General features: G+C 57.8%; 28 protein-coding genes and 2 pseudogenes. 9 read left to right on the top strand and 21 right to left on the bottom strand.

Going from position 1 to position 25,651, the window contains the following annotated elements; genetic code table 11:
• Positions 1–6 precede the first annotated feature (6 nt).
• Positions 7–1,445, top strand: a pseudogene (locus CUR85_RS14155) (aldehyde dehydrogenase family protein).
• 62 nt (positions 1,446–1,507) lie between these two features.
• On the opposite strand, the gene arsH reads toward CUR85_RS14155, so the two are convergent.
• From arsH to CUR85_RS14140, 3 genes and pseudogenes are all read right to left on the bottom strand, one after another.
• Entirely contained in the window at positions 1,508–2,218 is a 711-nt protein-coding gene (gene arsH, locus CUR85_RS14150; RefSeq protein ID WP_067268351.1) for an arsenical resistance protein ArsH, read from the bottom strand.
• Between the two features lie 17 nt (positions 2,219–2,235).
• Positions 2,236–3,314, bottom strand: a pseudogene (gene arsB / locus CUR85_RS14145) (ACR3 family arsenite efflux transporter).
• Positions 3,315–3,341: 27 nt separating this feature from the next.
• Positions 3,342–3,671, bottom strand: a complete 330-nt coding sequence (locus CUR85_RS14140; protein WP_067268347.1) for an ArsR/SmtB family transcription factor — start codon at positions 3,669–3,671, stop codon at positions 3,342–3,344.
• Positions 3,672–3,793: 122 nt separating this feature from the next.
• Here CUR85_RS14140 and CUR85_RS14135 point away from each other — a divergent pair, with 122 nt between their 5' ends.
• On the top strand, positions 3,794–4,408 hold the full coding sequence (locus tag CUR85_RS14135; RefSeq protein WP_067268345.1) for a hypothetical protein: 615 nt from the start codon (positions 3,794–3,796) through the stop codon (positions 4,406–4,408).
• Positions 4,409–4,420: 12 nt separating this feature from the next.
• Here CUR85_RS14135 and CUR85_RS14130 read toward each other — a convergent pair whose 3' ends face one another.
• Positions 4,421–4,993: a TetR/AcrR family transcriptional regulator gene (locus CUR85_RS14130; RefSeq protein WP_067268343.1), complete on the bottom strand. Its 573-nt coding sequence runs from the start codon at positions 4,991–4,993 to the stop codon at positions 4,421–4,423.
• A gap of 99 nt (positions 4,994–5,092) precedes the next feature.
• On the opposite strand from CUR85_RS14130, the gene CUR85_RS14125 reads away from it, so the two are divergent.
• Positions 5,093–5,659 (top strand): carboxymuconolactone decarboxylase family protein, encoded by a 567-nt coding sequence (locus tag CUR85_RS14125; RefSeq protein ID WP_067268341.1) that lies wholly within the window; start codon positions 5,093–5,095, stop codon positions 5,657–5,659.
• Positions 5,660–5,719: 60 nt separating this feature from the next.
• On the opposite strand, the gene CUR85_RS14120 is transcribed toward CUR85_RS14125, so the two are convergent.
• Positions 5,720–6,265, bottom strand: coding sequence for a YaeQ family protein (locus CUR85_RS14120; RefSeq protein WP_067268339.1), 546 nt, complete (start codon positions 6,263–6,265; stop codon positions 5,720–5,722).
• Positions 6,266–6,478: 213 nt separating this feature from the next.
• On the opposite strand from CUR85_RS14120, the gene CUR85_RS14115 reads away from it, so the two are divergent.
• Positions 6,479–7,480 carry a glycoside hydrolase family 113 gene (locus CUR85_RS14115; RefSeq protein WP_082852172.1) on the top strand — a complete coding sequence of 334 codons (1,002 nt, stop codon included), beginning with the start codon at positions 6,479–6,481 and terminating at the stop codon, positions 7,478–7,480.
• 386 nt (positions 7,481–7,866) lie between these two features.
• On the top strand, positions 7,867–9,171 hold the full coding sequence (locus CUR85_RS14110; protein ID WP_280322767.1) for a hypothetical protein: 1,305 nt from the start codon (positions 7,867–7,869) through the stop codon (positions 9,169–9,171).
• A gap of 551 nt (positions 9,172–9,722) precedes the next feature.
• On the opposite strand, the gene CUR85_RS14105 is transcribed toward CUR85_RS14110, so the two are convergent.
• The 11 genes from CUR85_RS14105 to CUR85_RS14055 form a co-directional block, all read right to left on the bottom strand.
• Positions 9,723–10,010 (bottom strand): hypothetical protein, encoded by a 288-nt coding sequence (locus CUR85_RS14105; protein ID WP_280322766.1) that lies wholly within the window; start codon positions 10,008–10,010, stop codon positions 9,723–9,725.
• Entirely contained in the window at positions 10,007–10,291 is a 285-nt protein-coding gene (locus tag CUR85_RS14100) for a DUF5658 family protein (protein ID WP_280322765.1), read from the bottom strand. Before CUR85_RS14100 ends, CUR85_RS14105 begins: the two co-directional genes overlap by 4 nt.
• A complete protein-coding gene (locus CUR85_RS14095) occupies positions 10,288–10,458 on the bottom strand; it encodes a glycoside hydrolase family protein (RefSeq protein WP_280322764.1) in 171 nt (56 codons plus the stop codon). The genes CUR85_RS14100 and CUR85_RS14095 overlap by 4 nt, the downstream gene beginning before the upstream one ends.
• On the bottom strand, positions 10,419–11,150 hold the full coding sequence (locus CUR85_RS14090; protein WP_280322763.1) for a glycoside hydrolase family protein: 732 nt from the start codon (positions 11,148–11,150) through the stop codon (positions 10,419–10,421). Before CUR85_RS14090 ends, CUR85_RS14095 begins: the two co-directional genes overlap by 40 nt.
• Before the next feature lie 65 nt (positions 11,151–11,215).
• The gene (locus CUR85_RS14085) at positions 11,216–11,650 is read right to left on the bottom strand and encodes a hypothetical protein (protein WP_280322762.1); all 435 of its coding nucleotides are present in this window, start codon (positions 11,648–11,650) and stop codon (positions 11,216–11,218) included.
• Positions 11,647–11,916: a hypothetical protein gene (locus tag CUR85_RS14080; protein WP_280322761.1), complete on the bottom strand. Its 270-nt coding sequence runs from the start codon at positions 11,914–11,916 to the stop codon at positions 11,647–11,649. The genes CUR85_RS14085 and CUR85_RS14080 overlap by 4 nt, the downstream gene beginning before the upstream one ends.
• 275 nt (positions 11,917–12,191) lie before the next feature.
• Positions 12,192–12,599 (bottom strand): DUF4376 domain-containing protein, encoded by a 408-nt coding sequence (locus tag CUR85_RS14075; protein ID WP_280322760.1) that lies wholly within the window; start codon positions 12,597–12,599, stop codon positions 12,192–12,194.
• Positions 12,596–12,949, bottom strand: a complete 354-nt coding sequence (locus CUR85_RS14070) for a hypothetical protein (protein WP_280322759.1) — start codon at positions 12,947–12,949, stop codon at positions 12,596–12,598. The genes CUR85_RS14075 and CUR85_RS14070 overlap by 4 nt, the downstream gene beginning before the upstream one ends.
• 10 nt (positions 12,950–12,959) lie before the next feature.
• Positions 12,960–14,285 (bottom strand): pyocin knob domain-containing protein, encoded by a 1,326-nt coding sequence (locus tag CUR85_RS14065; protein ID WP_280322757.1) that lies wholly within the window; start codon positions 14,283–14,285, stop codon positions 12,960–12,962.
• Position 14,286: 1 nt separating this feature from the next.
• Positions 14,287–14,946, bottom strand: coding sequence for a hypothetical protein (locus CUR85_RS14060; protein WP_280322756.1), 660 nt, complete (start codon positions 14,944–14,946; stop codon positions 14,287–14,289).
• 243 nt (positions 14,947–15,189) lie between these two features.
• Positions 15,190–20,922, bottom strand: coding sequence for a hypothetical protein (locus tag CUR85_RS14055; RefSeq protein ID WP_280322755.1), 5,733 nt, complete (start codon positions 20,920–20,922; stop codon positions 15,190–15,192).
• A 149-nt stretch (positions 20,923–21,071) separates the two neighbouring features.
• Between CUR85_RS14055 and CUR85_RS14050 the strand changes: the two genes are divergently transcribed.
• The gene (locus CUR85_RS14050) at positions 21,072–21,269 is read left to right on the top strand and encodes a hypothetical protein (protein ID WP_280322754.1); all 198 of its coding nucleotides are present in this window, start codon (positions 21,072–21,074) and stop codon (positions 21,267–21,269) included.
• 45 nt (positions 21,270–21,314) lie between these two features.
• Here CUR85_RS14050 and CUR85_RS14045 read toward each other — a convergent pair whose 3' ends face one another.
• From CUR85_RS14045 to CUR85_RS14030, 4 genes are all read right to left on the bottom strand, one after another.
• Complete coding sequence (locus CUR85_RS14045; RefSeq protein ID WP_280322753.1) at positions 21,315–21,587, bottom strand: hypothetical protein; 273 nt, start codon at positions 21,585–21,587, stop codon at positions 21,315–21,317.
• Positions 21,584–22,408 carry a Rha family transcriptional regulator gene (locus CUR85_RS14040; protein WP_280322752.1) on the bottom strand — a complete coding sequence of 275 codons (825 nt, stop codon included), beginning with the start codon at positions 22,406–22,408 and terminating at the stop codon, positions 21,584–21,586. Before CUR85_RS14040 ends, CUR85_RS14045 begins: the two co-directional genes overlap by 4 nt.
• Positions 22,408–22,770 (bottom strand): hypothetical protein, encoded by a 363-nt coding sequence (locus tag CUR85_RS14035; RefSeq protein ID WP_280322751.1) that lies wholly within the window; start codon positions 22,768–22,770, stop codon positions 22,408–22,410. Before CUR85_RS14035 ends, CUR85_RS14040 begins: the two co-directional genes overlap by 1 nt.
• Before the next feature lie 449 nt (positions 22,771–23,219).
• Complete coding sequence (locus CUR85_RS14030) at positions 23,220–23,519, bottom strand: hypothetical protein (protein ID WP_280322750.1); 300 nt, start codon at positions 23,517–23,519, stop codon at positions 23,220–23,222.
• 149 nt (positions 23,520–23,668) lie between these two features.
• Here CUR85_RS14030 and CUR85_RS14025 point away from each other — a divergent pair, with 149 nt between their 5' ends.
• The 3 genes from CUR85_RS14025 to CUR85_RS14015 all read left to right on the top strand — a co-directional run bounded on the left by CUR85_RS14025 (position 23,669) and on the right by CUR85_RS14015 (position 25,189).
• Complete coding sequence (locus CUR85_RS14025; protein ID WP_280322749.1) at positions 23,669–23,989, top strand: P-loop NTPase family protein; 321 nt, start codon at positions 23,669–23,671, stop codon at positions 23,987–23,989.
• Between the two features lie 197 nt (positions 23,990–24,186).
• A complete protein-coding gene (locus CUR85_RS14020; protein WP_280322748.1) occupies positions 24,187–24,822 on the top strand; it encodes a DUF4145 domain-containing protein in 636 nt (211 codons plus the stop codon).
• A gap of 76 nt (positions 24,823–24,898) precedes the next feature.
• Entirely contained in the window at positions 24,899–25,189 is a 291-nt protein-coding gene (locus CUR85_RS14015) for a hypothetical protein (RefSeq protein ID WP_280322747.1), read from the top strand.
• A gap of 95 nt (positions 25,190–25,284) precedes the next feature.
• Here CUR85_RS14015 and CUR85_RS14010 read toward each other — a convergent pair whose 3' ends face one another.
• Positions 25,285–25,491 carry a hypothetical protein gene (locus CUR85_RS14010; RefSeq protein ID WP_280322746.1) on the bottom strand — a complete coding sequence of 69 codons (207 nt, stop codon included), beginning with the start codon at positions 25,489–25,491 and terminating at the stop codon, positions 25,285–25,287.
• Between the last annotated feature and the right edge of the window lie 160 nt (positions 25,492–25,651).

The following is a 25,651-nucleotide window of genomic DNA, read 5'->3' as shown; positions in this document are numbered from 1 at the left end:
CAGAGCATGATCGAAAAACGTGATTTCTATATCGACGGCAAATGGGTCGCCCCGCTTGAGGGCAGTGAACATAAGGTCATCAACCCGTCGACCGAAGAACCCTGCACCGTGATCTCGCTCGGCGGGCCAAAGGACGTGGACGCCGCCGTGGCCGCGGCCAAGGCCGCCCTGCCCGCGTGGATGGCCACCGCCCCCGAAGAGCGCATCGCGCTGATGGAGAAACTGGCCGAGGTCTATAAATCCCGGACCGAGGATATGGCCCAAGCGATCAGCACCGAGATGGGCGCGCCCATCGAGATGGCGCGCAGCTCCCAATGGGGGCAGGTTACAGCCACCTGAAGAACTTCATCAAAGCGGCGAAAGATTTCAAATTCGTAAAGCCCTTGGGGGATCACGCGCCGAACGACCGGATCATTCACGAGGCGGTTGGCGTTGTGGCGATGATCACGCCGTGGAACTGGCCGATGAACCAAGTGATGCTGAAAGTCGGCGCGGCTGTTGCCGCGGGCTGCACCATGGTGCTGAAACCGTCTGAGGAAAGCCCGCTGAGCGCGGTGATCTTTGCCGAGATGATGGATGAGGCAGGCTTCCCCGCCGGTGTCTTCAACCTTGTGAACGGCGACGGCGCGACCGTGGGCACCGCCCTGACCGGCCATGAGGATGTGGATATGGTGAGTTTCACCGGCTCTACCCGCGCCGGCATCGCGATTTCCAAGAACGCGGCGGATACGCTGAAGAAGGTCCATCTGGAGCTTGGCGGCAAGGGCGCGAACCTTGTCTTCGCCGATGCCGATGACAAGGCCGTCAAACGCGGCGTGCTGCATATGATGAACAACACCGGCCAAAGCTGTAACGCCCCCAGCCGGATGATGGTCGAGGCCAGCGTCTATGACCAAGCGGTCGAGACGGCAGCCGAAGTGGCCAATAAGGTCGAAGTCGGCCCCGCCAGCGAAGAGGGCCGCCACATCGGCCCGGTCGTGAACGAAGCGCAATGGGGCAAGATCCAAGACCTGATCCAGAAAGGCATTGACGAAGGCGCGCGGCTGGTGGCCGGTGGCACCGGTCGGCCCGAGCATCTGAACCGGGGTTTTTATGTCAAACCCACCGTTTTCGCCGATGTGACGCCCGATATGACCATCGCCCGCGAAGAGATCTTTGGCCCCGTGCTGTCGATCATGAAGTTCGAGAGCGAAGAACAGGCCGTCGAGATGGCCAATGACACGGTCTATGGCCTGACCAACTATGTTCAATCCAGCGATGGCACCCGCCGCAACCGTCTGGCGACAAAGCTGCGTTCCGGCATGGTTGAGATGAACGGCGAAAGCCGTGGCGCAGGTGCGCCCTTCGGCGGCATGAAACGTTCGGGCAACGGGCGCGAAGGCGGCGTTTGGGGGATCGAGGATTTCTGCGAAGTCAAAGCGGTGTCCGGCTGGTCCAACGACTGATCGCTCTTCAGTCTCGCAATGCGGCAGGGCCAAGATTGGCCCTGCTGTTTGCGTTTTGGCGGTCAGATCGCCTTTTGATTGACCCGCTTCGACAGTTCCTCGGCGCTTTCCTTCCGCTCGCTATAACGGTCGAGCAGATAATCCTTATTGTCGCGGGTCAGCAGGGTGAATTTCACCAACTCCTCCATCACATCGACCACGCGGTCATAGAAGGGTGAGGGTTTCATCCGGTCATCCTCGTCAAACTCCAAGAAAGCCTTGGGGGTCGAGGATTGGTTGGGGATGGTCAGCAGCCGCATCCAGCGGCCCAAAATGCGGAGTTGGTTCACCGCGTTGAAACTTTGCGACCCGCCGCTGACCTGCATCACGGCCAAGGTCTTGCCTTGGGTCGGACGCACTCCGCCGAGCGACAGGGGGATCCAGTCGATCTGGGTTTTCATGATCCCCGTCATCGCGCCGTGGCGTTCGGGCGAACACCAGACCATGCCTTCGGACCATGACACCAGATCGCGCAGTTCCTGCACCTTGGGATGCTCAGGCGCGGCATCGTCGGGCAGCGGCAGGCCCGTGGGGTTGAAAGTCCGCGTCTCGGCCCCGAGGCGGGTGAGGATGCGGGCGGCCTCTTCGGTCATCAGGCGGCTGAAGGACCGCGGGCGAAGCGAGCCGTAGAGCAGCAGGATGCGTGGGCGGTGGGTGGCACGCTGAGGCGACAGGAGGCGGCTCTCGTCGATGGGGTTAAAGTGATCTTCTTCGATGTTCGGCGTATCGGTCACGGGAATTTCCTTAAGCGTCAAAGGGTTATCGGGCGTGGTTCATTTGGCGGCGGGAACCAATGCTGCGTGCGGTTGGCAAAGCCCACGAGAGAGAGCATGACCGGCACTTCGACCAAGACACCCACGACGGTGGCCAAGGCCGCGCCCGACCCCAGCCCGAAGAGGCTGATCGCCACGGCGACGGCCAGTTCAAAGAAGTTCGACGTGCCGATCAAGGCGCAGGGGGCGGCCACGTTGAAGGGAATGCCCCAGGCCCGCGCGGCGCCATAGGCGATGAAGAAGATGCCGTAGGATTGCAGCAACAGCGGCACGGCAATCAGCGCGATCACAAGCGGACGGTCGAGGATCACCTCGCCCTGAAAGCCAAAGAGCAGCACGACCGTCAGCAGAAGCCCCATGATGGCAAAGGGCTGCACCCGAGCCTTGAAAGCGTCGACCGCCGCCTCACCGCCCTTGGCCACCAACCGCCCGCGGGTGAGGTAGCCCGCCAGTAGCGGCAGCATGACGTAGAGGCCGACCGAGATCAGCAGCGTGTCCCAAGGCACGGTGATGTCGGTCACGCCCAAGAGGAATGCCACGATCGGCGCGAAGGCGAAGACCATGATCACATCGTTCACGCTTACCTGCACCAGCGTATAGGTGGCATCGCCGCGGGTGAGGTTGGACCAAACAAAGACCATAGCGGTACAGGGCGCGGCCCCCAAGAGGATCACCCCCGCCAGATAGGCCTGCGCATCATCGGGTGGGATCAGCCCGGCAAAGACATGATTGAAGAACAGCACCCCAAGCGCAGCCATGGTGAAGGGTTTGATCAGCCAGTTGACCACCAGCGTCACCACCAGCCCTTTGGGCTTGTCCCCACCTGCCGCAACGCGCCGAAATCGACGCCGACCATCATTGGAAAGACCATGGCCCAGATCAGCACCGCCACCGGCAGGTTGACCGAGGCGACTTCGAGCGCCGCCAGCGCGCCAAAGAGGTCGGGAAAGAGATTGCCCAGCAAAAGCCCCGCCCCGATGGCCAGCGCCACCCAGAGCGAGAGCCAGCGTTCAAAAGCCCCAAGGCCAGCGGTTGCGGGATCAGCGGTATCGGTCATGACGGTCTTTCGTTTGTTCCTATGGGGTTAGCAGCAGGTCAACTCATCCAGCAGCGGTTGGCACAGTTCAGGCTGGCCGCCGCAGCAGTCTTCCAAGAGAAAGCCCAGCAGCGCGCGCAGCCCGTTCATATCGGCGAAATATCGGATGCTGCGCCCTTCGCGCTTGCTGCGGATCAGCCCCGCGCGGGCCAGCACCGAGAGGTTGGCCGACATCGTATTTTGCCGCACATCAAGCGCGGTGCCGATCTCGCCCGCTGACATGCCTTTACCGCCCGCTTTGATTAGCAGGCGAAAGACATCCAGCCGGGTCGGCTGACCTAAGGCGGCGAAGGCTTGGAGAGCGTTGTCATTATCCATATATCGAGAACTATTGATATAAACTCGCCCGGTCAACCCCGCCCCGCCAATCTCTGTGCAACGAAGCGCCGCCCTGCGCGTTAATTTCGCGACCCCCGCAGGCTTGGTAAGGAAGAGATAGGATGCTCGATTGGATCGCAGAGAACTCCGGCACGTTGCAAGTGGCGGTGAGCCTTTTTACGGCAGTGGTCTGGCTGGCCTATCTGCATATCCTATGGCTCAACTTCAGGCGGCAGCGACAGCCGGTGATCTTGATCAACCGCTCCATCGCGCGGGATGAGAATGCCCATTGTTTCGTGACCAATATGGGGGCCGAGCCGATTTACCTGCTGGAGGTCATGGCACGGGTGGTGACGGATGACAAAACCTACCACGTCAAGGTCACCGAACGCGAAGAGGTAGCACTGAACGATGTGGAAAACCCCCTGACCCGCACCAATCAAGGGCCGATCAAAAGCGGCGATTTCATCGACATCGGCAGTTTCCTCGACCTGTTGCGCCGGGCCGAGACGCGGATCGGGACCGAGGGGCTTTTTGACAAGGTCCGGCAGATGGACCTCACGGTCGCTGCCGCGGATGGGCATACCACAAGGCTGATCGCCGCGCGCCATGAGTTCCGGGCGGAATGGAAAGACGGCAAACCCTATTTCGTGCCGGAACGGATCATGGCGCATCAGATCCGCAATGTCTTTCAACGGCGCAAGATCACCACGATGCTGGAAGAGCAGATCGAATAGCGCCCGCTGGCGCTACAGCCGCTCCAGCCCTTCGGCGATTTCGCGGGCGATGGCATGGGCGTCGATCCCCTCCCGCTCGGCCGAGACGCGCAGGCCCAAAAGATCGCTCTGATAACGCCGGGCTAGCGCCTTTGGATCATGCGTGGCGCCGATTTCCCCGTCTCGCTGCATCTGCGCGAAAAGCGCCGCGAATTGCTCTTCCATTCCCATAAGATGCGCGCTGGCCCGTTTGGCCAGCGGGTGGCCATGGGCCTGTAGCTCCAGCAAGGTTTTGGACAGCATGCAGGCTTTGGCCGGAGCCTCCTCGCGGCAGATCGCCAATTCGGGATAGCGTTTCAGCGCCGCCATCGGACCATGTTCCGCGACCAATTCGGCCAAGCGCCCGGCCCCATCCTCGGCATATTTGTCCAAAGCGATTTCAAACAGCGCCTCTTTTGACCCGAAGGCCGCGTAGAAACTGCCGGGCTTCATCTTCAGCACCGCTTCGAGGTCTTTCAGCGACGTGCCCGCCCAGCCCTGACGCCAGAACAGATCGCGGGCGCGGTCGATCAACTCGGCTCGGTCGTGGTTCGGTTTGCGGGGCATTTGATCACCATATGTTGAACGATCACTCAAATATATACTTGAGTGATCGCTCAAGAAAGCCTAAATGACGGATATCGACGATTTACAAAGGTAGAAACCATGACATTCCCGTCCCACGACCAAAACACCGCGCCCGAAGCCTCCAAGCCGCTGCTGGAAGAATCGCAAAAGGCCTTTGGCCGCCTGCCGGGTCTGCACAAGGTGCTGGCCGAAAGCCCGCAGGCCTATGAAGGCTATCAGGTGCTGCACAAGCTCTTCACCGAGACCGAGTTCGACGCCGAAGAGCTGACCGTTGTTTGGCAGTCGATCAACGTCGAGAACGAGTGCCATTACTGCGTGCCCGCCCACACCGGCATCGCCAAGATGATGAAGGTCTCGGACGAGATCAGTGACGCGCTGCGCAATGAAACGGCCCTGCCGACGCCCAAACTCGAAGCGCTGCGGACCTTCACCGTGCAGATGGTGCGCAACCGCGGCTTCGTTTCCGACACGCAGATGCAGGCGTTTTTCGACGCAGGCTATGGTCACCGCGCGGTGCTGGACGTGATCCTCGGCATGGCGCAGAAAACCATCTCCAACTACGTCAACCACGTTGCCGAAACCCCGGTGGATGAGGTTTTCCAGCCGCTGGCATGGAAGCGCGGCGACAAGAAGCTCGACGTTTAAAGTAAAAGGCGCGCCCAGAGTGGCGCGCCTTTTTTCGACAGCCTTTAAGCCCGCCGTCCTTTACTGGGCAGTCTTCCAACGGTCGAGCGTGAGCGTCACCATCGCCTCATCAAGGTTCACCGTCACCCCGCCGTCTTGGATCAACACCTGAAGCTTCATCGCGCGGTTTGCCAGATCGGCCAGCGCTTTCGTGTCAGCCTCGGGCAGGTTGACCACTTCGAGATTGTCAAAACGGGTTGTGCTGTTCTTGATCTTGTCCCACCAAACCTCAGCCGTTCGGCCGCCATAGGGATAGACCACCACCTTGGCCGCTTTGTTGCAGGACTGGCGCAAGACCTTCTCGCTTGGCAGACCGAGCGTGATCCAAACATCCAACTCCCCGCTTAGACTTTTCTGCCAGATGTCTGGCTCATCGTCGGTCGACAGGCCTTTTGTCATTTCCAAATGCTCATGGGCGTTAAGGGCAAAGGCCATCAGCCGCACCATCAGCCGCTCATCGGTTTCCGAAGGGTGTTTGGCGATGGTCAGCTTATGGGTCTCGTAATAATGACGATCCATGTCCGAGACCGAAAGCTCGACTTTGTAAATGGTGGCATTCTGCGCCATGATATGTCTCGTTTTCCAAGGTAGGCGCTGCCTACGCGCTTGGGCCGACCGGGGAAAGGGAATTGTCACGGGGCTTTGCGCGGGTCCAGCAGATGAAAGCCCGCCAATTTTGCGCGAAATTGGCGTTATTCAGCCGGCGGCAGCCCCCAAAAGGCCAAGCATCTTCGCCAGCATGCCGTTGTGCGGCAGGGGAACTCATCCTACCCTAGCCCCATGATCGACCGTCGCACGCTTCTCTGGGCCCTCGGCTCTACCGCTTTGACTGCGACAGCGGCGTTTCCGCGAGAGGCGGGTGGCGCCCTACGCGGGTTCAACCTGATCGAGACGCCGAACGCCCCCTTCGGCAGCACCGCCGCCGCCCAAAGCATCGCGCGGCTGCGTGACACAGGCGCGACGGCGGCGACGGTGATCCCCTTCCTATGGCAGCCTTCGCCCAGCTCCAGCGCCATCGTCATGGGGGATGCGCTGCCCCATGACAGGATCGCCGCCGGGATCGCGCAGCTGCACGCCGCGGGGCTCGCCGCCATCGTCAAACCCCATGTCTGGGTGCCCGAAAGCTGGGCCGGCGCGATTGCCCCCGAGCCGGACAGCGCAGACGCATGGCACGCCGCCTACGCAGAGGTTCTGCGCGCCATCGCGCTCACGGCAGAGCGCAACGGCGCCGACGTGCTCGTCCTCGGCACCGAATTGCGCGGCGTATCGGGGGCGCCGCGTTGGGGCGACACCATCGCCGAGATACGCGCGCTTTTCAGCGGAAAGCTCACCTATGTCGCCCATGGCGCCGATGAGGCCGAGAAGATCGCATTCTGGCCCGATCTGGATGCCGTGGCGGTATCCCTCTACCCCGTTCTAGGCGCCCCGGACGCGCCGACCGATTGGGACCGCGCCATCGCCGCAGAATTGGACCGGGTCGCCGCCGTGGCGCGCAAACACTCAAAACCCATCTGGATCGCGGAAATCGGCCTCCGCTCCGCCGAAGGCGCGACCGCCCGCCCATGGGAAAGCGCCGAAGAACGCGCCGCCCCCGCCGATATGGCGCTTCAGGCCGAGGTGCTGGCACGCTGGCTCCGCGCCCTTGAGGCCCGTGGGATTCAAGACGTCTGGATCTGGCGTTGGTTCACCGACCCCGACGGCGGCGGCGCGGGAGACACTGATTTTACGGTGCAGAATAAGGTGGCGCAGGAGGTGATCGCAGGTTTTTGGCGCGAAGGATGAACGGGCTTAGGAGGCGCGAAGCATCGGGATCGTTCATACGAAAATGCGGAAGACCTTTTGGAAAAGGTGGTACCCAAGGCCGGACTCGAACCGGCACGCCTCGCGGCGGGGGATTTTGAATTACATCAAATCATTTTTATTTCAGCCACATAACCCCACTATGGTCACACGGACACAGCAAGAACAAGAGGTGAAAGTGTGACCAGCTATTACAACGACGATGCGGCACCTTACTATTGAACGCGCCGCTTATCTCCCCAATCTAGTTCAGTCTGCCTGACGCGGAACCGTAGATAGAAGTAGTTCTTGTTCAGAGTGCCCTTGATGTTTTCCATTGCGACTGGTTGTTTGTAGAAAGATTTTTCAACCTCAATGCGAAAGAAACTATGTCTGATTTTGCTTCAGAAGATGAAATTCGAGAGATTTTTGGCTCCGCTTTGGATGGGGATGCTGGGTTCGAATTGCAGGTTCTAGAACTTGATAGCGAAGGTGATGGTCCCCTTCCCCTGTACGTTCTGAAACACCCTTGGAACGACCCTACGCTTGTTCTTGCCGTTCCTTCAAAGGTCGATGACGCCCAAGCATTTTCAGAGGTTCTAGAACGCATTGAACTCCCAGAAAAATATTCAGGTATCTACCATAAGAAAACGAGCGCCTTGGAAATCTTTTGGACTGCTTACAAAGTGCGTAAAAAGCATGAAGAGGTGGCGGTGAGGAGCTTCGACATTTGGTGGAAAGGCGCTAAGAGAAAGTGCCGCTTTGGCCCCGCGAGTGATGAAGCGAAAACTCTCGCCAAGTATACCCTTCCCCAAGCAGCTGCGAGCCATACCGAGCACAGGAACATAATGTCGTTTCACTATTTTGTTCATGATGCAGATCATAGCAACATGGGAGAACCAATATGCTTTTGGGTAGACTGTGAGGGGATCGAGCCATGTGACTTTGATGAATATTTACGGACAATCAATTTCTACATGACATATTATGATCGCGAAACGCCTCGGGTTCTGATCCACGAGGCCGGACCAAAAGATACTGGCAACTTCCGACCGCGTTACGTCGACGAAAATTTTCCTAGAGAGCTTGTTGCCGGTGACATTGATCCATCCGTCTCTTCATTCTGGCTCGGAGCTTTCGAGACCCGCGACCCTGCTATGAAATTTCTTCTACACTACAGGTTGCTTGAATTTTTGTCTCTCGCTCACATGAAAAGTGAGCAGCGTAGAGAATTGATTAATGTTCTCAGGAGACCTCACCTCATATCGTCGACAGAGACGGCGGCTGCCGAAATTGCGGGTCTTTTTTCAGGTCAAGCGAGAGAAACTGACAGGATTAAAAACTTCATTGACGAAACGGTGCGGACAGAAAAGGTCTGGTCTGTCTTAGAAATGAATAAGGCAGTGTTCTGCAAGGAAACGGTGTTTGACGGTGGTTTTAGGGTCAAAGCAGTTTTAAACGACAGCACCAATCTTGAAGGCTGGACAAGAAGTGGACCTATCTCTCTAGTCGACCGGCTTAGGGCCATCAGAAACTGCTTAGCGCACGGTCAAGATGAAGGCACCCGCGGAGTTATCCACACAACCCAAAAAAACAAGGTTGTGCTCATGCCCTGGGTTAATCTTATTGAAACTTTTGCAGCTGAAGCTATGTTATATGCAAGAAGAACGTATGTTCCGGGAGAAACAAAATGAGCACAACTGAGTAAAACCTGCAACTAGATGTTGTTATCAATCCAGAACCCTGCCGAATCGATTTCGGTGGGGTTTTTGCTGGTTGGTGCACATACTGATCGCTGATCGACTGTAGCCGGGTACTCGATTGCGCTGCCAGCAGGCATCTTTGGAGTGCAGTTACATCATCATCGGCTTCTTCCTCGGAAACTTGACGACATAAGGCCAGCCCGTCCCGCAGCGGCAGGTGGCCCGCTTCTCAAAATCGTAGTCGGTGATACCCTCGGGCACGTCCCCGGCTTGAGGGTGACGCTGTGGCCGCAGGACCAGCACGTCACCTCGATATGAGTGGTGCCTGTTTTGAATAGCCGATCATCCACCGCGTAGGATTAGCACCTACTCGATGCGCAAGGACACCCTTTCGCAGCAGCTACTCAGCCGCCTCACACTCACGCTCGAAGGTCAGGTTGGTCTTGTAATCCCGCCTCAGATTCCAAGGCGCATTCTTCGCGCGCCAATCGATCTCCTCGCGCGTAAATCGGCGCTTCTCCTCGACATCGCAGAATGCCGCCTCAGTAGACGGTGGAGGAGCCGGGGGTGTCTGGAACCACGAACAGCCACTCATCAGGAACGGCGCGAAGATCAGGCATGTTATCGACTTTGGCATCGCTTTCATTGTCCTCTATGAGGTTGCTTGCGCGGGCCGTGCATCCGGCCAGCACCCTTGTGAGTCGGTCAACATCGGACCGCAGGGCTGCGTTCTCCTCTCTGAGCGCCATCACCCACCAAACGCCGCCACCAGCCAGAGCGGCGGCGACTAGGTAGGGCGCGAGGCGAAAAATCAGGGCCGCCCCGATCATCTCATGCCTCGCAACACTCGATAGTTATTCAGGGCAACGAGCCCCGTGATCGCGGTGATGATCCAGACGGCCGAGATATCTCCATTAGCCCAGAGGAATGCGGCTACGATCAGCGCGGCCGCGACCTTCACCACTGACCACTGATCACCGGTCTTATCCATGATCCATTTCATGATCGGGTTCAGCTCACGGCCGCCGCGGGCGAGAATCTGATTGGTTGTCCAAACGTCTGCAATTTGAACCACGAACAAGGCGAGAATGGTTATGAGCTCGTACATCATGCGATCACCCCGGCCATGCAGAATACTTTCTCAGCAGACCGCCGCCGAACAAGACCACGCCACACGCGCCCCCCCGCTTTTTTGTACCAGGTCAGCGCTTCACATCCGCCGGGCACATCCCCTGCATTCAGTCGTTTGGTCGCTGTTGCAGTTCCGGCTCGCGACACGCCGACATTGTAAGCAAGGCTGACGTAAGCCACATCGCGCTTGACGGGCAGCCGATCGGACAGAGTCGAGGGGTAAAGTAGCGGTGCAAACCTTGCCGATAGCTGAGTATTTCGCGGGCGAGCATGGCTTCGCATTCCGCCACGGTATAGCGGTCGCCAGGCCGGACGCCCTTCGTCTCTCCAAAGCAGACGGTCCAGACACCGACAACATCCTTGTAGGCCACCAGCCGCAAGCCCTCCCACTCGCCGATGAACGGCACGGCGATCGCCAAGAACTCGCCTTCGGGCGCGACACCCCCGGCCTTGACCAGCTCCACGGGCACCTCCGCCATCGCCGGGATGATTAAGGCGCGCTGTTCAATGCGGACTTCATGGCGATACTCCGGCGCCTGTCGGTCCTCGATGACCGCACCGCCCAGCGATTGAAACAGCATCACCAAGCCGTAGGCGAAAGCCGTGAGGAACAGGCCTCGGCGGAAAACAACGCTCCCTGCGTCCTGCCGGATCAAACGCCCGAAGATGCCGATAATGAAGAACGCGAGAGCCGCCCTACCGAGTGGGTAGGGGTCCGCCTCAATGCCGAAAAACCCGTAGAGGATTTCACTACCCAAGAGGGCGAGGAGGCCTAGGTACAGGCTCCACATCGAATAGCTTCGAAAGGCGATCCGTCGCCAATTATCTATGAGATTCATATTTCATCCATCCATGCTTAGAAGCCCCGCAGACGGGGCATGAGATTGGTAATGTGAAGAGGTGGTTAGCCCGCGATCCTGAAGAACGCTGGCGGTTGCGTGTATTTGAACAGCAGTCCGCCCGGGCAGGTGTACGTCAGATCAACGCGCAGCTGGTACTCGCCCGCGGGCATGAAAGGCAGCGTGGGGTAGCGATAATCGAGATATGGATCATCAGCAGAGCCACCCGCCCATTCAGCGTCTGGCAAATCGTAGACCACGCCGTCTTGACTGATGGCGGTACGCTCAGACACTACCGGGCAATCGTCACGCGCCTTCTCCCGCCAGATACGCACCGGCAGCGCATCACCGGCAACAATCGGGCTGGCCAACGTCTCTACCTTTCCAAAGCCGATGATCGGCTGCGTTCGGTCTGTGCGCTCATACCGGAAAGCCGTGAACGCTAAGACGATAGAAAGCGTCACGCAAACTACCGCAAGGAAGCCAAAAAGCCGCATCATTTGAAGATCACCGATCGATAGGTCCAGAGCACGCCGAAGAGTGTCACGACGATGCCGCCCAGTGTTGTGATGCCCACCATGAGAAGTTGTCTTTCCTTAGCGGCCTCAGCCTCTTTCATCTGTGCAATTTCTTCATGCAAAGCGCGGTTATCCGACCGCCATTCAGCCGCCATAATTGCGTTCGCCTCCCGAAGCTCAGCAACCGATTTTTCCAGCTGCTCGATTTTGTAGCCGGAAAGGACCGACTGTTGCGGTTCACCTGCCATTCATCACCTATCTTTCTGAAGGCGCCGCTCATCACGGCGAAACATGCGGTCACAGCCCCCATTCTACTAGGAAGAGAATTAACCGTCCGGTACATTGCTTTAGGGGAAGTGATATGCCTAAGACAGAATCACACATATTCAGTAACTTACGACGCAATAAAGCGCAGCGACCGTGGTTTTTCATCGTTGCGGTTGCGCTTTTGTGGCTGCTCGCCTTTGCGACTATCTTCAAGCTGGTTGGGTATGATTGCCTGTACTACTGCGACTGAGGCTAGTTAGCTTGGCCAGTGGGCATCGTCGGCAAAATCAGCCGGAATATCGCCGCTATCCTTTAGCGCCCAACTTGTTGCATAGACCGCGGATGCCGCCTCTTTACCCTTACGGGACATTTCCACAAATTGCGCGGGCGTCAGCTTGTGGTGGACGTTCTCGCCATCACGGAAGTCCAGGATTGGCCCCGTAATGCCCGCTGCAATGAGGTCTTTGGCCGTTGCCTCAAGCGCCATGAGGTTGATCTGGTCTTTCTGCCGCCCCTGCACCGGAATGTCGCCGTATCCTGTCACTGTTACCACTGTGCCAGCGGCGAGACGGCGGTCGCATTCCGCAGTTACCTGTGCGGCCAGAAGCGCTTGCGCCTCTGCTGCAAGGTCTTCGGCTGTCTTGATATTCAGCGAGAACGTCATTCTGGCTCTCCTTCTTCAGCTTGGGGGTCTTCCGGCTCTGGCTCTGGTAAGCGTGCGATTGGGTCAGGCACATCGCCGCTGGTGATCTGCACAACGGGTAATTCCGTCCCTTGATCCGGTTCGGCGGTAGTCGTGTCAAAACGCCAAAGGATGTTGGCGTGGATTACACCATCCTTACGGGTGATTTTGCCTCTGAACGGACTTTCGCCATCTGGCTTGGCCTCCCCTCCCTCTGGCACGGGTGAAAGGTCATATTCCACCCCGTCAACCGTTATAACATCTCCCGAAACGCTGGCAGTTGTTTCCTCTTGGTCGATTGCGCAACCTTGCGTCAATAATGTGAGTTTCATTTCATTCTCCTTAGTACCAGCGACCGTGAGCCACTAGGGATACGCCAAGGTTATCCAGCCTAGCCCCCGCATGGCTCCAGTGGTTATATTCGACGGATGCCGTAGACGCTGCGTTTCTGAAAGACACGAAACTTGCGTCTGTACCCGTGCGCCCTGCCCCGGTGAAGCATAGATGGCTTGTCGTACTGAAAGCTGCCGGGAATACCCAAACGGCATCCGCCCCAGACGGGGCCGCTGTTGCCCAGCAAATTTGCGTCCCATCAGCGAAGCGCATAAATTCACCATTTCCGTTGCTGCCGCGCTGGATCACAGCGCCCGTGGGAACGCCGCCGGATTGCGATACCGTGCCAACCAGAGTGGCGGTTTGCACATCCCATGCGCCCCAATTCGCACCGTGGTCTGTTGACCTCCTGCTCCATTTTCGGGGTGAGCCCCCAACGTTCACAACCTCCTGCACAATTACGTTGTAACTCCGCTCCACTCTCAGAACCGAGGTGTTGCCTGCCGGGTTGTTGGCGCTTGTATTCGTCAGGCAGTAGAAACCCGGTCGAACAGCGTTGTTCGCATTGTTACCGTCTGGAGGGAGACCAGTAGTTCCGCCAAGGCCAAAAGCTCCTACCATCAACAGCCTGTCCGCAGTGGTGTCTCCGTAGTCGGTCTGCAACTCGTTGGAAGTCAAAAACCGTTCCCAAGAAGTCCAGCCAACATTCCCTCGGGCTCGATATTTAGTCCCGTTGCCACCTGAAACATCAATGGCAATCTGCCAAACGTAATCATCGGCCTCAGAAACCGTAGAGTTCCCCACCAAAAGACCGAAAGCGCCGTTCATCGTAGGGAATGGGTTATCACCGGATGCTGGCGTACTATGCGCGCCGCCATAGCCGGAATAGAAACCGGCGGTGTAATGATTATCAACATTTGGCACAACTGGGCCAGCATCGCCCCCCAAACCGAAAGCGCCCACCTTCATCAGCCTGTTGGTTGTTGTGTCGGTCGGGCTGGATTGCACCGCAGTACCCGTGATCGGTACATTGACCTCAAGCGCCGTGGCCGAAAGGTAGGCCCGCGCCACCCCCTCGACCGAAAAGCCCAGCTTGTTTACACCCGCACGATAAATGCCGGTATCGGGGTCTGAGGCAAATGCCATCGCCGGTGCAGCGGCGGTGCCGTCAATCAACTCTTCAGCAAAGCCTGTCTCGTACCAATCCGCCATATTCTCGACATATGTACCGAACGTGGGAAACCAGCCGAGATACCCGCTTGCATTGGCGGAAAAATCCGGGTCGCCAAGCGAAGGCGCGGGGTTTGGGGGCGGGGTGTATGTTGGGCGGGGCATTTTATGAAACTCCTGTCAGGGATAGAACGTCGATGGTGTTGCCGCCTGCGTCCAGTGAGGGGAAAAACTCGTTAGCGACACCAAACACCGAAAGGTAAAAATCCGTCATGTCGTCGCCGGGATGGAAGAAGCACTTTGTCCCTCGCGCCTTTTCCAACTCGCGCTGAATGCGACGGTTAGAACGGGTATCAAAGACAAAGCGCCATTCGGCCTTTCGGGCTGTTGGACGGGTGATAAGTTCGATGTTTCCGAAGTCGTCAACATTACGGGAGGTGTAGTCTGTAAAACCGCTGCGCGATCCGCCGATCACTTTCCCGAGCATGACCTGACGGCCTAAGACGATCTCACCGATGGAGGCTGTGCCACCGCCACCATCTAACGTGATTTCCACCGTATCTGTCGGGAACACAGGCAGACCGGTAAATACTAGTTCCGGCTCGTAAACCGTTTCGTATGTGAAAAAATCCAACCACGAACTGATACTGCTGCCATCCACAAGATCATGTGTCTCATCAATGTGGACAGCCCCGCCGGAAGTAACGACCCGAACCCGCAGAGACACCGCCTTGAGACCGATAAACGCCAGCCCATCGCAGACCGTTGAAGCCACCAGATCATAGGTGTGTCCCTGACCTGCTCGCATCCTGCCCGATTGAACCATCAAACGGTCGCCAGCGGTTCGTCGCGCCGATCCGAACCCACATCACCGGGTCTTGATTGGGCGGGACTGTCGATGCCCCCGCAGTCACCGCCTCATAGACGTTGTGCAAGTAGACTACCTGATCGCCTGTATTGTAAGAACCACTCGCCCATGTGGGCGCGTCATTCTCAGGTATGTTTGACGCGACCAAAACGGCATCAGTCATGTTGATAGGTACGAACATGCTCGCCACATCATCGGGCATCATACGTCCTCCGCTCTAAGTTCTTGACGCTCTTGCAACTCGTAGGTTTTGCGGGCGTAGCGTGTTTTTTCCGCGTCAAACGCTCCAGACTGCCGCTTAAGATCAGCCAGTTCGGCCCGTAGCTGCTGCAACTCGCGCACGACCTCCGAATTGTCGTTGCCCAGAATCTTGCGCGTGTCGTTAGCGTTATGGATGCGGCTTGGCCCGGTCATTTCCAGTTCGGGGCCGCGCTCACCTACAACGCGAAGCCCGCCGCTGTGGAACCCGCCGTTAGCAAAGGCCGGAATTCCGCCCAGTTCCACAACCTGCCGACGCAAACCCGTAAGCCAAGCCTGATTGTTGCTAAGGTTTTGGTTCGCAGCAAAGATCTGATCTTCCAAGCCTCCGTCTGCCCAGAATGCGGCCCGGAATGCGTCAATGTCGTCACCGCGTCCATAAACGACATGCGAGGCGTTATATCTAATTCGCCCGTCTTCCCCGATGCTTAGGATAGCGTCACCGTCACCTTGCCGCAGGGATACCCCTGTATCTCGCTCAAGCTGCTCGATCCGGCTAACGACACTGGCCGAACGCGAGGCCGCGTCAGAAGACCATGTGCTGTTGACAGCCCGCGCCGTGAGTGCGGCAATACGGGTTTCCCGCTCCCTTTCGGCCTCACGCTCCCTAATCTCCTCACGAATGGTTTCAGCAAGTTCGCCCAAGCTGCCGCGCAGAGAGGCCATGCCAGTTCGCAGCGCGTCCATGGGTGATGTGATGTTTGAGCGCGTCGTGGTGGAGAACCACGTTGAAAATCCGGTAGTCGGGTCGAAAGAGAACGTCCCGCCCAAGGTGATGCGTCCTGTGGTCGCCCCGGTAATGGCTGTCAGGAATGTGCTTTGTGTCTCATTGAGGCGCGAAAGGTCGATTGCTCCGCGCACGGTCTTGTTCACAACTTCTGTGGATTGCTCTAGAAGCCGCTCTTTATTGATGCCGAAACCAACAAGATTTATCGCGCCGCGAACCGTCTTAGAAACCGCAGAATCCTGAAGGTTGAACAAGGTCCAATCGCGGCCTTGGAACTGGCTGAAATTGGTAGCCGCGTCGATGGTCCGCGTGATCCGGTCGCTTTCCCTAATCAGCAACGCGCGTTCACTGTGGGTTAGGTGCTGCGCATACCCCATGAGGATCGTGACCGCCCGCGTTGCCGCTGTGTTGGCGTTGAGCAAAAGCAGGCGGTGCGAGGTTGGCATATCTGTAGCAAGCACCGCGCCGATACGGGCGATATAGTCACCTTGGCGCGTAAGCAGGATGCGGCGGGCTGCTTCGGTCATATCCGCAGACATTGCAGCACCGATGATTGCCGCATAATCGCCCTGCTGGGCAATGACGAGGCGTTGCACTTCGTCCGACAGGTTGGATTCCAACGCCGCGCCCACGATCACCTGATAGCGATTGACGTTGCCAAGCGCCAAGCGAATCGCCTCTTGAGATGCACCAGAGTTGAGCGTTACGTTTACCACCCGCGACATTTCCGACGACCCCGCAAGCGCCACCCGCATCTGATCGCTGGTTAGCTTTTCCCCGATGGTCAGGTTAAGCGTCTTGGTTAGCGATGATACGGCTGTCGTCGCAATCCAACGATTGCTTGGTGAAATGTCGTCTCCGACCACATAATCAATCGTTTTGATATGCTCAGATGCCGCAGTAAGAGCCAGCCAGCGCAAGTCAGGCGTCAACGCATCAGCCCGCACGATATAGTCAATGTTGGCGGTGATGCCGTCCGATGCGTTGTTCAGCATGGTGCGCAGGCTGTCGGGGATATCCGCATCGGCAATTAGATCAACCGACACCTCAAGACGCTCTTTGAGGAACTGGAAGTTAATCATTTCAGCCGCAGCGATTGCGCTTTGGAGTGAGCCGAGCTGCGCGTTCAGCCCGTCAATGTCCTCGGGTTCAAGCGTATTGCCGCTGTTGATCGCGTCTCGGACGGAGTTGAGCAACTCAACCTGCTGGCCCAGCAAGCCCGAAACCACATCATGCCGTGCGCCTTCAACGTCAGACACGCCCGCCACCAGTTGCAGGTCCGCAAGAACCCGCGCCTCTGCCCGCGCTTGCTCTGCCGCTGTCCGCGCCGTGGCCTTCGTATTGGTTAGCAGGGTTCGCGCCGCCGCTGTCAGGTCGGTCGCGGCCTCATTGTCACCCGCCACCGCAGAAGCAAGCAGCGTCTGGAACCGCGCCTCAGAAAACGCCAGCGCATCCCGGCTTGACACCAGCGCCCCCGCCGTGCCGCGCATATCCGCAATGAACTCACGCAAGGTTGTCGCTGTGCGATACCACATAGATGCAGCCTGCTCGTTGGCTTGCATAGCCTCGGACGCAGTGCCAATCAGGCCGTCAATCTCGGTTGTGATGCTGCCCACCATCGCGCCGACAGCGATTGAGAAATTCTCAATGGCAGGCAAAACCGCGCTAAGCGCACCAGACATAGACATGAGGGAGGCGTACATTTGCCGCCCGTATTCTGTGGTCAGGTCCAAGCCTTCAATCATCTCGCGGAACTGCGCCCGCGTTTGTGGCATGGAGACGTTGAGTTCGCTGAACCGCTCCTCAATCTGGCGTACCGCCGTGTTAAACCGCTCTTGCTCAGTGTAGAAGCCTTGGAAATAGGCTGTAGTCGCTGAGTTGAACGCATCCAAGCCGCCAAAGTATTCGATAAGCCCCGAAGCCATGTCGGCACCAGCAAGAGACGCCTCGAACATGGTTTGCGACAGCGTATCCATGACCATGTTTACGGCGCTAAGGTGAGCGGAGAGGCGCGTTAGGGCATCGGACGCCCCTTCGCCTTCGCGCTGCAACTCCTCAAGACCGGGGACCATGCCCGCAAACTCGTCCGACAAGTCCTGTAGGGCATCAGCTACGGCCTGCTGAACTTCCTCGTCGGAAAGCCCTTTCGTGCTGATCTTGATTTGATGCGAGAAGTCGTCAAAGATCCCTGCCCCGATGTTGAGGGAGTCCGCCGCATCCAACACGCCCTGCTGAATGTTGCCAACAAGCCGCTCAAAAGGCGCAGCCGTTTCAGCGTCAAGCGCCTCAAAGGTGGTGCGGACTTTCTTGCTCAGCCCCCAGAAACGCGAAGTCTCCGTTTTCTTGAAGGATTCAATCAGCGCGTCCATGCCGTCAACGGTGATCCGCATACCGCTATCCAGCACTTTCACCTTCTTCTTGAAGAATGAGAACACCGCAGCGACAGCCAAGACAGGCACCGCGATTGCGCCGATGGCCGCGCCAAGCCCCGCAAGGCCGGAAGTCGCGCCTGCAAGCGAATGCCCGATGCTTGCGAATGCGCTGCCAAACCCGCCCATGCCGAAGCTAGAAATGACGTTCGCCGCGCCGCCGATAAGGCCCGTACCGCCCCCGGCAAGCCCGCCGATAAACGTGCCAGCCATGCCGCCTAAGCCACCGCCGCCGCCCAAGCCGCCAAGGATGCCGCCCCCGCCCGGAGCTGCGCCTGCTGCTTGTGCTGCGGTGCCTGCCATGCCGCCGCCCGATACGCCGCCGATAAGAGCCAACCGGATTGGGTTAGAAATCGCGGTGCTGATCATTTCGGCCAGCATCGACTTGAAGCTGTCCAACAGGTCGCCGAAGTCTTTCATCCCTGAGGCTACGAAGTCCCCGATCGCATCGCCGATCTTGGTGATGTTCGGGTAGCTATCCATGAACTCTTCGTTGAGTTCGGAGACCGCGTGTTGAAACGCGCCATCGGAGAGGCCGTTAGCCGCAAGTTCGTTGAGGTTGGCCAGTTCGTGGTTGAATTTCGCTACCGGATCAGCGCCAAATTCTAGGCGCTCGATTTCGTTGGCTAGTTTCTCGGCCTCTTTCGCTGCGGCCTTCATGGCCTTGCCCGCGCCACCCGTTGATTTGCCCAGCTTTGTAGAGCCTGCCGACGCCGCCGCAGCCGCCGCTGCCTGATCCGATAGCGTCTTGGTCATTGTCTTGTTTGCGGTCGCCAGCTTTTCGGCCTTAGCTGCCTGCTCATCGAACGACTGTCCCATAGCGGCAAGCTGGTCGATGGTCGCGCCGTTCTCGGCTGCCAGCTTCAACGCCTCGTCCCGCTGCGCCTTGATAGCCGCCGCCGATGCCGTGATGCCCTGCTCTAGCTGATAGGTCAGGCTTCTGTTCTGTGTTTGCAGGCTGTTGATTGCGCTATCCACCTGCCCAGCAATTGCCGCGACAGCACCCGGCACTTGGCCGAGATTAGCAACAAGCTGCGCCGCGAAAGCGGATGCCTGGGACAGCTTGCCGGAGAGATCGGAGGATGCCCCTGCCGCACCATTTGCCGCATCCCATGCCGCGATAAGTTCGCGCTTGAGGCTTTCGGAAATATCCCGCGACTGCACCTGAGCAACGAACGAACGGCGCTCTGCGTCCAGACGCGCCTCAGCAACCTGCACACTGTCAGCGCCATAGCGCAGCGTGAGGGATCGAACCTTTGCCTCTTGCTGCAACTGGCTAAGCAGTTCACTCGCCGCAGATGCGGACCTCTCAGCCTCAAGTCGTGACTTGGCGTATTGCTGCGCCGCTTTCGCTGCCGCCTGCTCAACCTCAGACATGCCGGACGCCTGCGCCTTAATCGCCGCGCCCATGATTTCCATTTTCTGGATAGACTGGGAAAGCGTTTTCCAGAAGGCCAGTTGCTCTTCGGTCAGTTCGCCGTTTACATCGACGGTCTGCTTGAAGGCGTCCCGCAATTGCAGCGCCGCCGCGTATTGCTCTTCAAGTGAGGAGGCGTCTCTAAGTGCTTCAAGTTCGGAGATAAATGCCCGTACTTGCTCGCGGTTTTCCTTCCAAACTGTGATATTCGAAGCATTCGTGGTGTTGATTTCGAGCAAGCGCCCAACGTCAGACATTTCTGTCTTGAGCCACCTTGCGTTCAGGGTAGATTCCACAAGGGAGACGTTGAGGTCTTCAATGCTGTTGAACGCCTCAATTTTGGCAATGGCGATAAGGTCGGCATAAGCCTGCGAGGTCAGTTCGATCTGCCCGCGCGTCCGCTCAAACCGCTCAGCCCCAAGCGCGTCTGACTGCGACATGAGGTCGATGTATTCGGCAAGTTCGCTGCTGGCGTTGTCGAGCGCGTCGCTCAACTCCATGGCACCCTCGCCACCTGTGACAAAGTTCGCGGCAAGAGGGAGCAAAGCCCCGGCAACAACACCGATACCGATGCCCAAAGCCCCAAAACCCAAAGCCAAATCAGGTAGTTGGATACTAAGAGCCTGAATGAAGCTGCCTGTTGCGGCAGTCTGTTGCGCGACTTGGCTAAGCTGCATCGCGGCCATACGGCTTTGATAGGCCAGCCCGCCAGCGCCGCCGCCCATACGGGTTGCCGCAACCTCAGCCGCCCCTCCCATGCCAAGGTAGCGGTCCTCTGCCAGCGCCATGATACGGTTGGCTTCGGCCTGAGTGGTAGCGCCCTTCTTAACCGCCGCCGCAACCTGCTTTTGAACCGCTTCAAACTTCTTGCTCGACGCATAGAGCGGGTCCAGCGACATGCGCAGGTCTTTCATACCCGCTGCCGCGTCACGCGCCGCCTGCGGTACAGGCTTCACCGCGTTCTCAACGCCTTTCATGGATTTCTTGATCCCGGCCTCAGTCTTCGCGCCCGCAGTCGTGACAGCGGCAAGGTCGGTCTTGGCCTTGAGGAGACCAGACGTATCGGAACCAAGGACTAGACTGGCATAGTTGACTCTGCTCATACGGACCTCATTGAATGCCAAAACCCGCCAGCCTAACGTGGCTGCGGTTCATTGGGAGAATTACGATGTTGAGAATTGTTTCTGCGTTGGCAGTGGTTTGCGCTTACTCACCTGCAAGCGCGTCGGATTGGGGGGACTGCAATCAGCGTATGGCAGAGTACCAAAACGCCGAAGTGGCCGGGCCTAGCCCGCTAATGATGATGTTGGACTTTGCCGCAATTATAGACGGGCCAAACGCCGAAACACCGGAAGGCCAGCGCGTCGAGAGGGCGTATCTCGCCACCATGGATCAGATTGTCGAACTGTCCGACAGTATCGAAGCCTTCTGTGCGTCTTTGAAGGAATAGACACCCCCGAAGGGATGCCCAAGGCGGCTAGGCCGCGAAAGCGTGTCACTCAACTTGACGCGTTGGCCAAAAACTCTTTTCCAGCAGCACGGCATCCCGCTTTTCGGCCTCCAATGACGCGGCCAGCTTTGCGTCGGCCAACGTGTAGAAGTGCGATGCGATCTCCCATGTGCCGTCTGGGAATAAGACCTCAACCGGGTAGAGAGCCCTCTCTCCCGGGTCAACGCCGCCATTTTTCTCACTATACATCGAGACTTGGACAGAAACCTGACTAACACGGCCTGATGCGGTGCCGGGAAAACGAACCACGTTAGTCATGCCGCACCCCCGATCAGGCTCTTGGCGCGTTCAAACGCCACCGGGTTGCGAAACGCGGTCATTCCGTAAGCATCCACGATCATCTTGAGCAGAGCCACCTCACGCTGCCGTACTACCATACCTAGCTGCGCCTCGACCGATTGACCCTTGCTGTCGATGTATTCGAAGCCGTTCCTTTCCAGTACGTTCTTCAGGATTCCGGATTTCAATCCAACCTGTGTCGCCAGCACTTTCTTCTGGTGCATCAATCCCCGGTCCCGCAGGACGTAACCGGGGTGGTTCTTCTTCACCCCATGCTTGTTGCAGAAATCCATGATGCGGCAGACGCCTTCTTCGGAGAGGTACGCGTCGTAGGCGTCCACCGCTGGCTTCATGGCGTTGATCGTCGCGTCTTTCTGCTGGTTCTCGATCTGCAAGGCTTGATTGCGTTCCTCTTGCGCGATCGCGATCCGTGCCCAGTCCGCGATTGTCTGCGGGCCGCGCCTCTTCTCCTCTTCCAGTTGCTGCCAGCGATCCACCAGTCGCGCCGTGAACTCTGGTGAAAGCTGCGCGACCACTACGAAGCTGTCGCGCTTTTCCAGGTGGTAGACTGAAACCCGATATTTGCGACGTCCCCCAGTGGGGGTTGTCGCAAAATCTTGTTCATCCTCAATTTGAGGACGGACAATTACGCCACGCTCGACCAGCCGTTCAATTGACTGCTTCACCTTATCGTGGCGCTTCTCCACCAGATCCGCAATCTCACGGCTGCTCATGGTGAGCGCCTCGCCAAACATGGCAGGAACTACGGCGGCGTTTCCGAACTCTACTTGCTGTCCCATCACGCCAGCCCTCCCTGCAACGCCGCAACAGCATTCCGCAGCGCGAAAATGTTCAGATCACCAATGCCGCCCAGCCCGAAGGAGTCGATATCCAGCCATTCCAGTTGAGCCGCCACGCCCGCCGCGGTGGTCGGCTTGGCGTGAGCGATCTGCTCAGAAAGAGCTTCGCAGCGATCGGATGCCGCGATCTGTTCCGGCATGTCGAAGTCTCCGCCTTCCGGCAGAGCGGACAGTTCGACCTCGACCTGGCGCCATTTCTTCCATTCGGCAAGCCAGCCGGGGATCGGGTCGTGGGTTGCGGCCTTCACCGGCACCGCGCCGGCCATGAAGGCTGCCAGCCCGCCACCGGCAACGCCAAGCATTGAGCGGCGGGAAACTGAGTTTCCCTGTGGGGGATTGATTTGTGGTGGGTTTACGTACATATTCACGGGTGAACTCCAATTTTCGTAGGTTGGGTTTGAAGGCCGCTCACATGGGATTGCCGTCCCGAGCGGTCTTTTTCGTTTCGGCGTCTCAAGCCGCCTCCGCTAGAGGCTTTTGTTCGCGATCGACCAAGCCAGCAACTATCAGGAGTTCAACAACTGCTTTCCCAGCGGTGCTGAGCTCCCAATTTGCAAACCCAGTCCAGTCCTCTCTGTTGGGTACGATTAGGCCTCGGCGATACAGGGCGTTTACTGTGTGTCCGCCGTTACCGCGTGGCCCTTGGCTTCCTATTAACCCCAATTCTGAGACCATCCCTTTTGTAAGGGAAAGGCTAAACGCTGTTTCCGTAACATAGTTTTGGAACCGCCGATCTTCCGCCTTGCTCTGATTAGGCCCCATTCTTCAATTCCTCCGCTTTCTCACATGCCCAACCTGAACCTACCTTCAAGCAATGAAGCACCTGCTTGCTGAGGGGGCGGTCGTTCTCGGCTGCCAGCACCTTTAGGTGGCGTTTTAGGCCCGCAGGAAGTTGCACCGTCATTCTCGAATTATTGGCCGTATTATCCATATTTTTCTCCGTGTCGCTGTTTTCGTGACAAAATGTTCTTAACTTGTCACCACTTTCGTGACAACCCTTTATCTTGACTTTTTTCACGATTACCGCGACACGGCGTTTATGGCCGGACATGATGGATACACTCGATACACTACACGCATCCCGAATGCGCTCTATGAGCGCATAAAGGCGGCGGCTGGCGAGAAATCGGTGAATGCCGAAATCATCGCAACGCTGGAGAAGGCTTATCCGGCACCACCCCTCGGGAGTATGACCCGGAGTTGGTTCAGGCGCTGTTAGATGAAATGGGAGCTCTCTTAAGGCAGCATGATAGCGGAGCGACCTCTGAAGATCGTGAAGCGATCGATCATCGGTTCGAAGTTTTGAGAGCACAGGTCCGTGAACACTTAGACGCCCCCTCTCCTGACTTCATCATCCTTAACCGCAATACCGGCGAAGAAATCCCTGTCGAATTGAAGCAAACTGTTGGCCGAGGCCTCCGCCTTCAAAAGCCCAACAAAGGCCATACCACCGCCGTTGAGCCGCGCACCGAGAAGCCATCCCCCACTCCCCGCCAGCTGAAGCGCCCTCCCAAAAAGTAAGTCACGCCTGCCTTACTGCATTCACCTTCTCCAAAGCCTCACGAGCGCTGATCTCCATTATCAACGCCACTGCAAACTGGTCCCTCTCCGCAGCGCTCAGGCGGTTATAGTGAGCAGTCAGCAATCGTGTTAGGTTTACGGAATCGTCGCAGGTCCTGATGGTAGCGTTCAGGGCCTCCATTTGAGGATTGCGAAACATGGGAACCGTTCCTTTTGATTGCCCTCATGTGGGCTGTTTGACAAAAAATGTGGGTGTCGTGTTGACTGCCGCATACTCTCAAGATGGCACCTACGGCAGCACATTTGGCTATTGCCCAGTATGCTCAAAGGGCATCGTACTTTATTTCCGACGAGACGGTGGCCAGGGTGCGAATGTAGCACACCAACAATCGACTAAGGACTTCTTTGACTGCTACACGATTATTGATTCCGCGCCAAAACCACCCAACAGAGATGTCGTCGGCAACCTTCCGGGCAAGATTGCTGGCGTCTTTGACGAAGCCGAGGCAAATTTCGCAGATGGTCGCCATATGAGCGCTGCGACCATGTACCGGAAGTCGATCGAGCTTACGCTGAAGGACCTGAACCCCGAGGGCAAAGGGATGCTGAACGCCCGGATACGCGCCTTGCAGAAAGAAGAAGCGGTTCCCGACACCCTGATCAAGCTCCTTGATACCGTGAAGTTCCTCGGAAACGAAGGCGCCCACGACGACGAACCACCATCGCCCGAAGATGTCGAACGCGGCCGGGATTTTACACGGCTGTTTTTGGTCTACTCGTATGAGCTTCCGGCTCGGGTTAAGGCTGCGTTGGCCAAGGACGGTCCGGAATAGAACCAAACGCACCCCCTCTTCCAACCTTGACGCGCTCCCCGATTCCCGCTGAGGGTGAGGCTTTTGGGAGATATCCATGGATCGTGAGTATTACCTCGGACTAGAGGCCCGATTAGCCGTTCTTGATTTCTATGTCGAAGTGACCCTCGCGCAAGTACACGGATACGGTCCGCAAGACGCACAGGACGAAGCATTGAGTTCTATTCTTCGGTTGATCCGGACAAAGGCAACGGTATCGCCGGATGCGAGTAAGGATCAGATTGATTTCCTCTCCGAAATGCACCCGATGATGGTAGCAGCCGCTGAACGACTTTCCGCCAGAGTGGCTCGACGCGCTGATGATATAAGGCGGGCGCTTGAAGAATAGGCCCATCCTGTCCGACTAGCGAATAATAATTCACCCCAATAAACCCAGAAGCAGTCTCTGCAAATGCCTCAGCCGGGCTTGTTTTTCCTGACATCTCATTCTCCCATCATCGACTTCATCGCCCGCTCTTGCTGCTTGTCAAAGATAGCAAGGTCGCGCTCTGTCTTCGGCCAATCCCACGGCGCGTCTGTGCTTTTGCCGTTGGAACGCCTGTATTCTCCCACGTAGGCGGCTGAGGCCATCAGCGCTACGTCCAGTTCGTAAGGCGATGATATGCCGCCTGTGCCTGTGAGGTAGTCCATGATCGGCCCTGCCTGTATCGGGCCAATGTCCATACCCTGCGGTGCATACAGCCCCACGCGGGATAGGATGTGTTGCGCGTCTATCAAGTCGCCCCAATCGGGCAGGATATGCGGCCCGCGCTCTAGCTGGTCCCAACGATCCGGCCCCTTTTCAGTGTCG

It is taken from the genome of Sulfitobacter faviae (assembly GCF_029870955.1).
GTDB lineage: Bacteria > Pseudomonadota > Alphaproteobacteria > Rhodobacterales > Rhodobacteraceae > Sulfitobacter > Sulfitobacter faviae.
The sequence above is the reverse complement of the archived record's forward strand: the minus strand, read 5'-3'. Positions and strand labels throughout refer to the sequence as shown.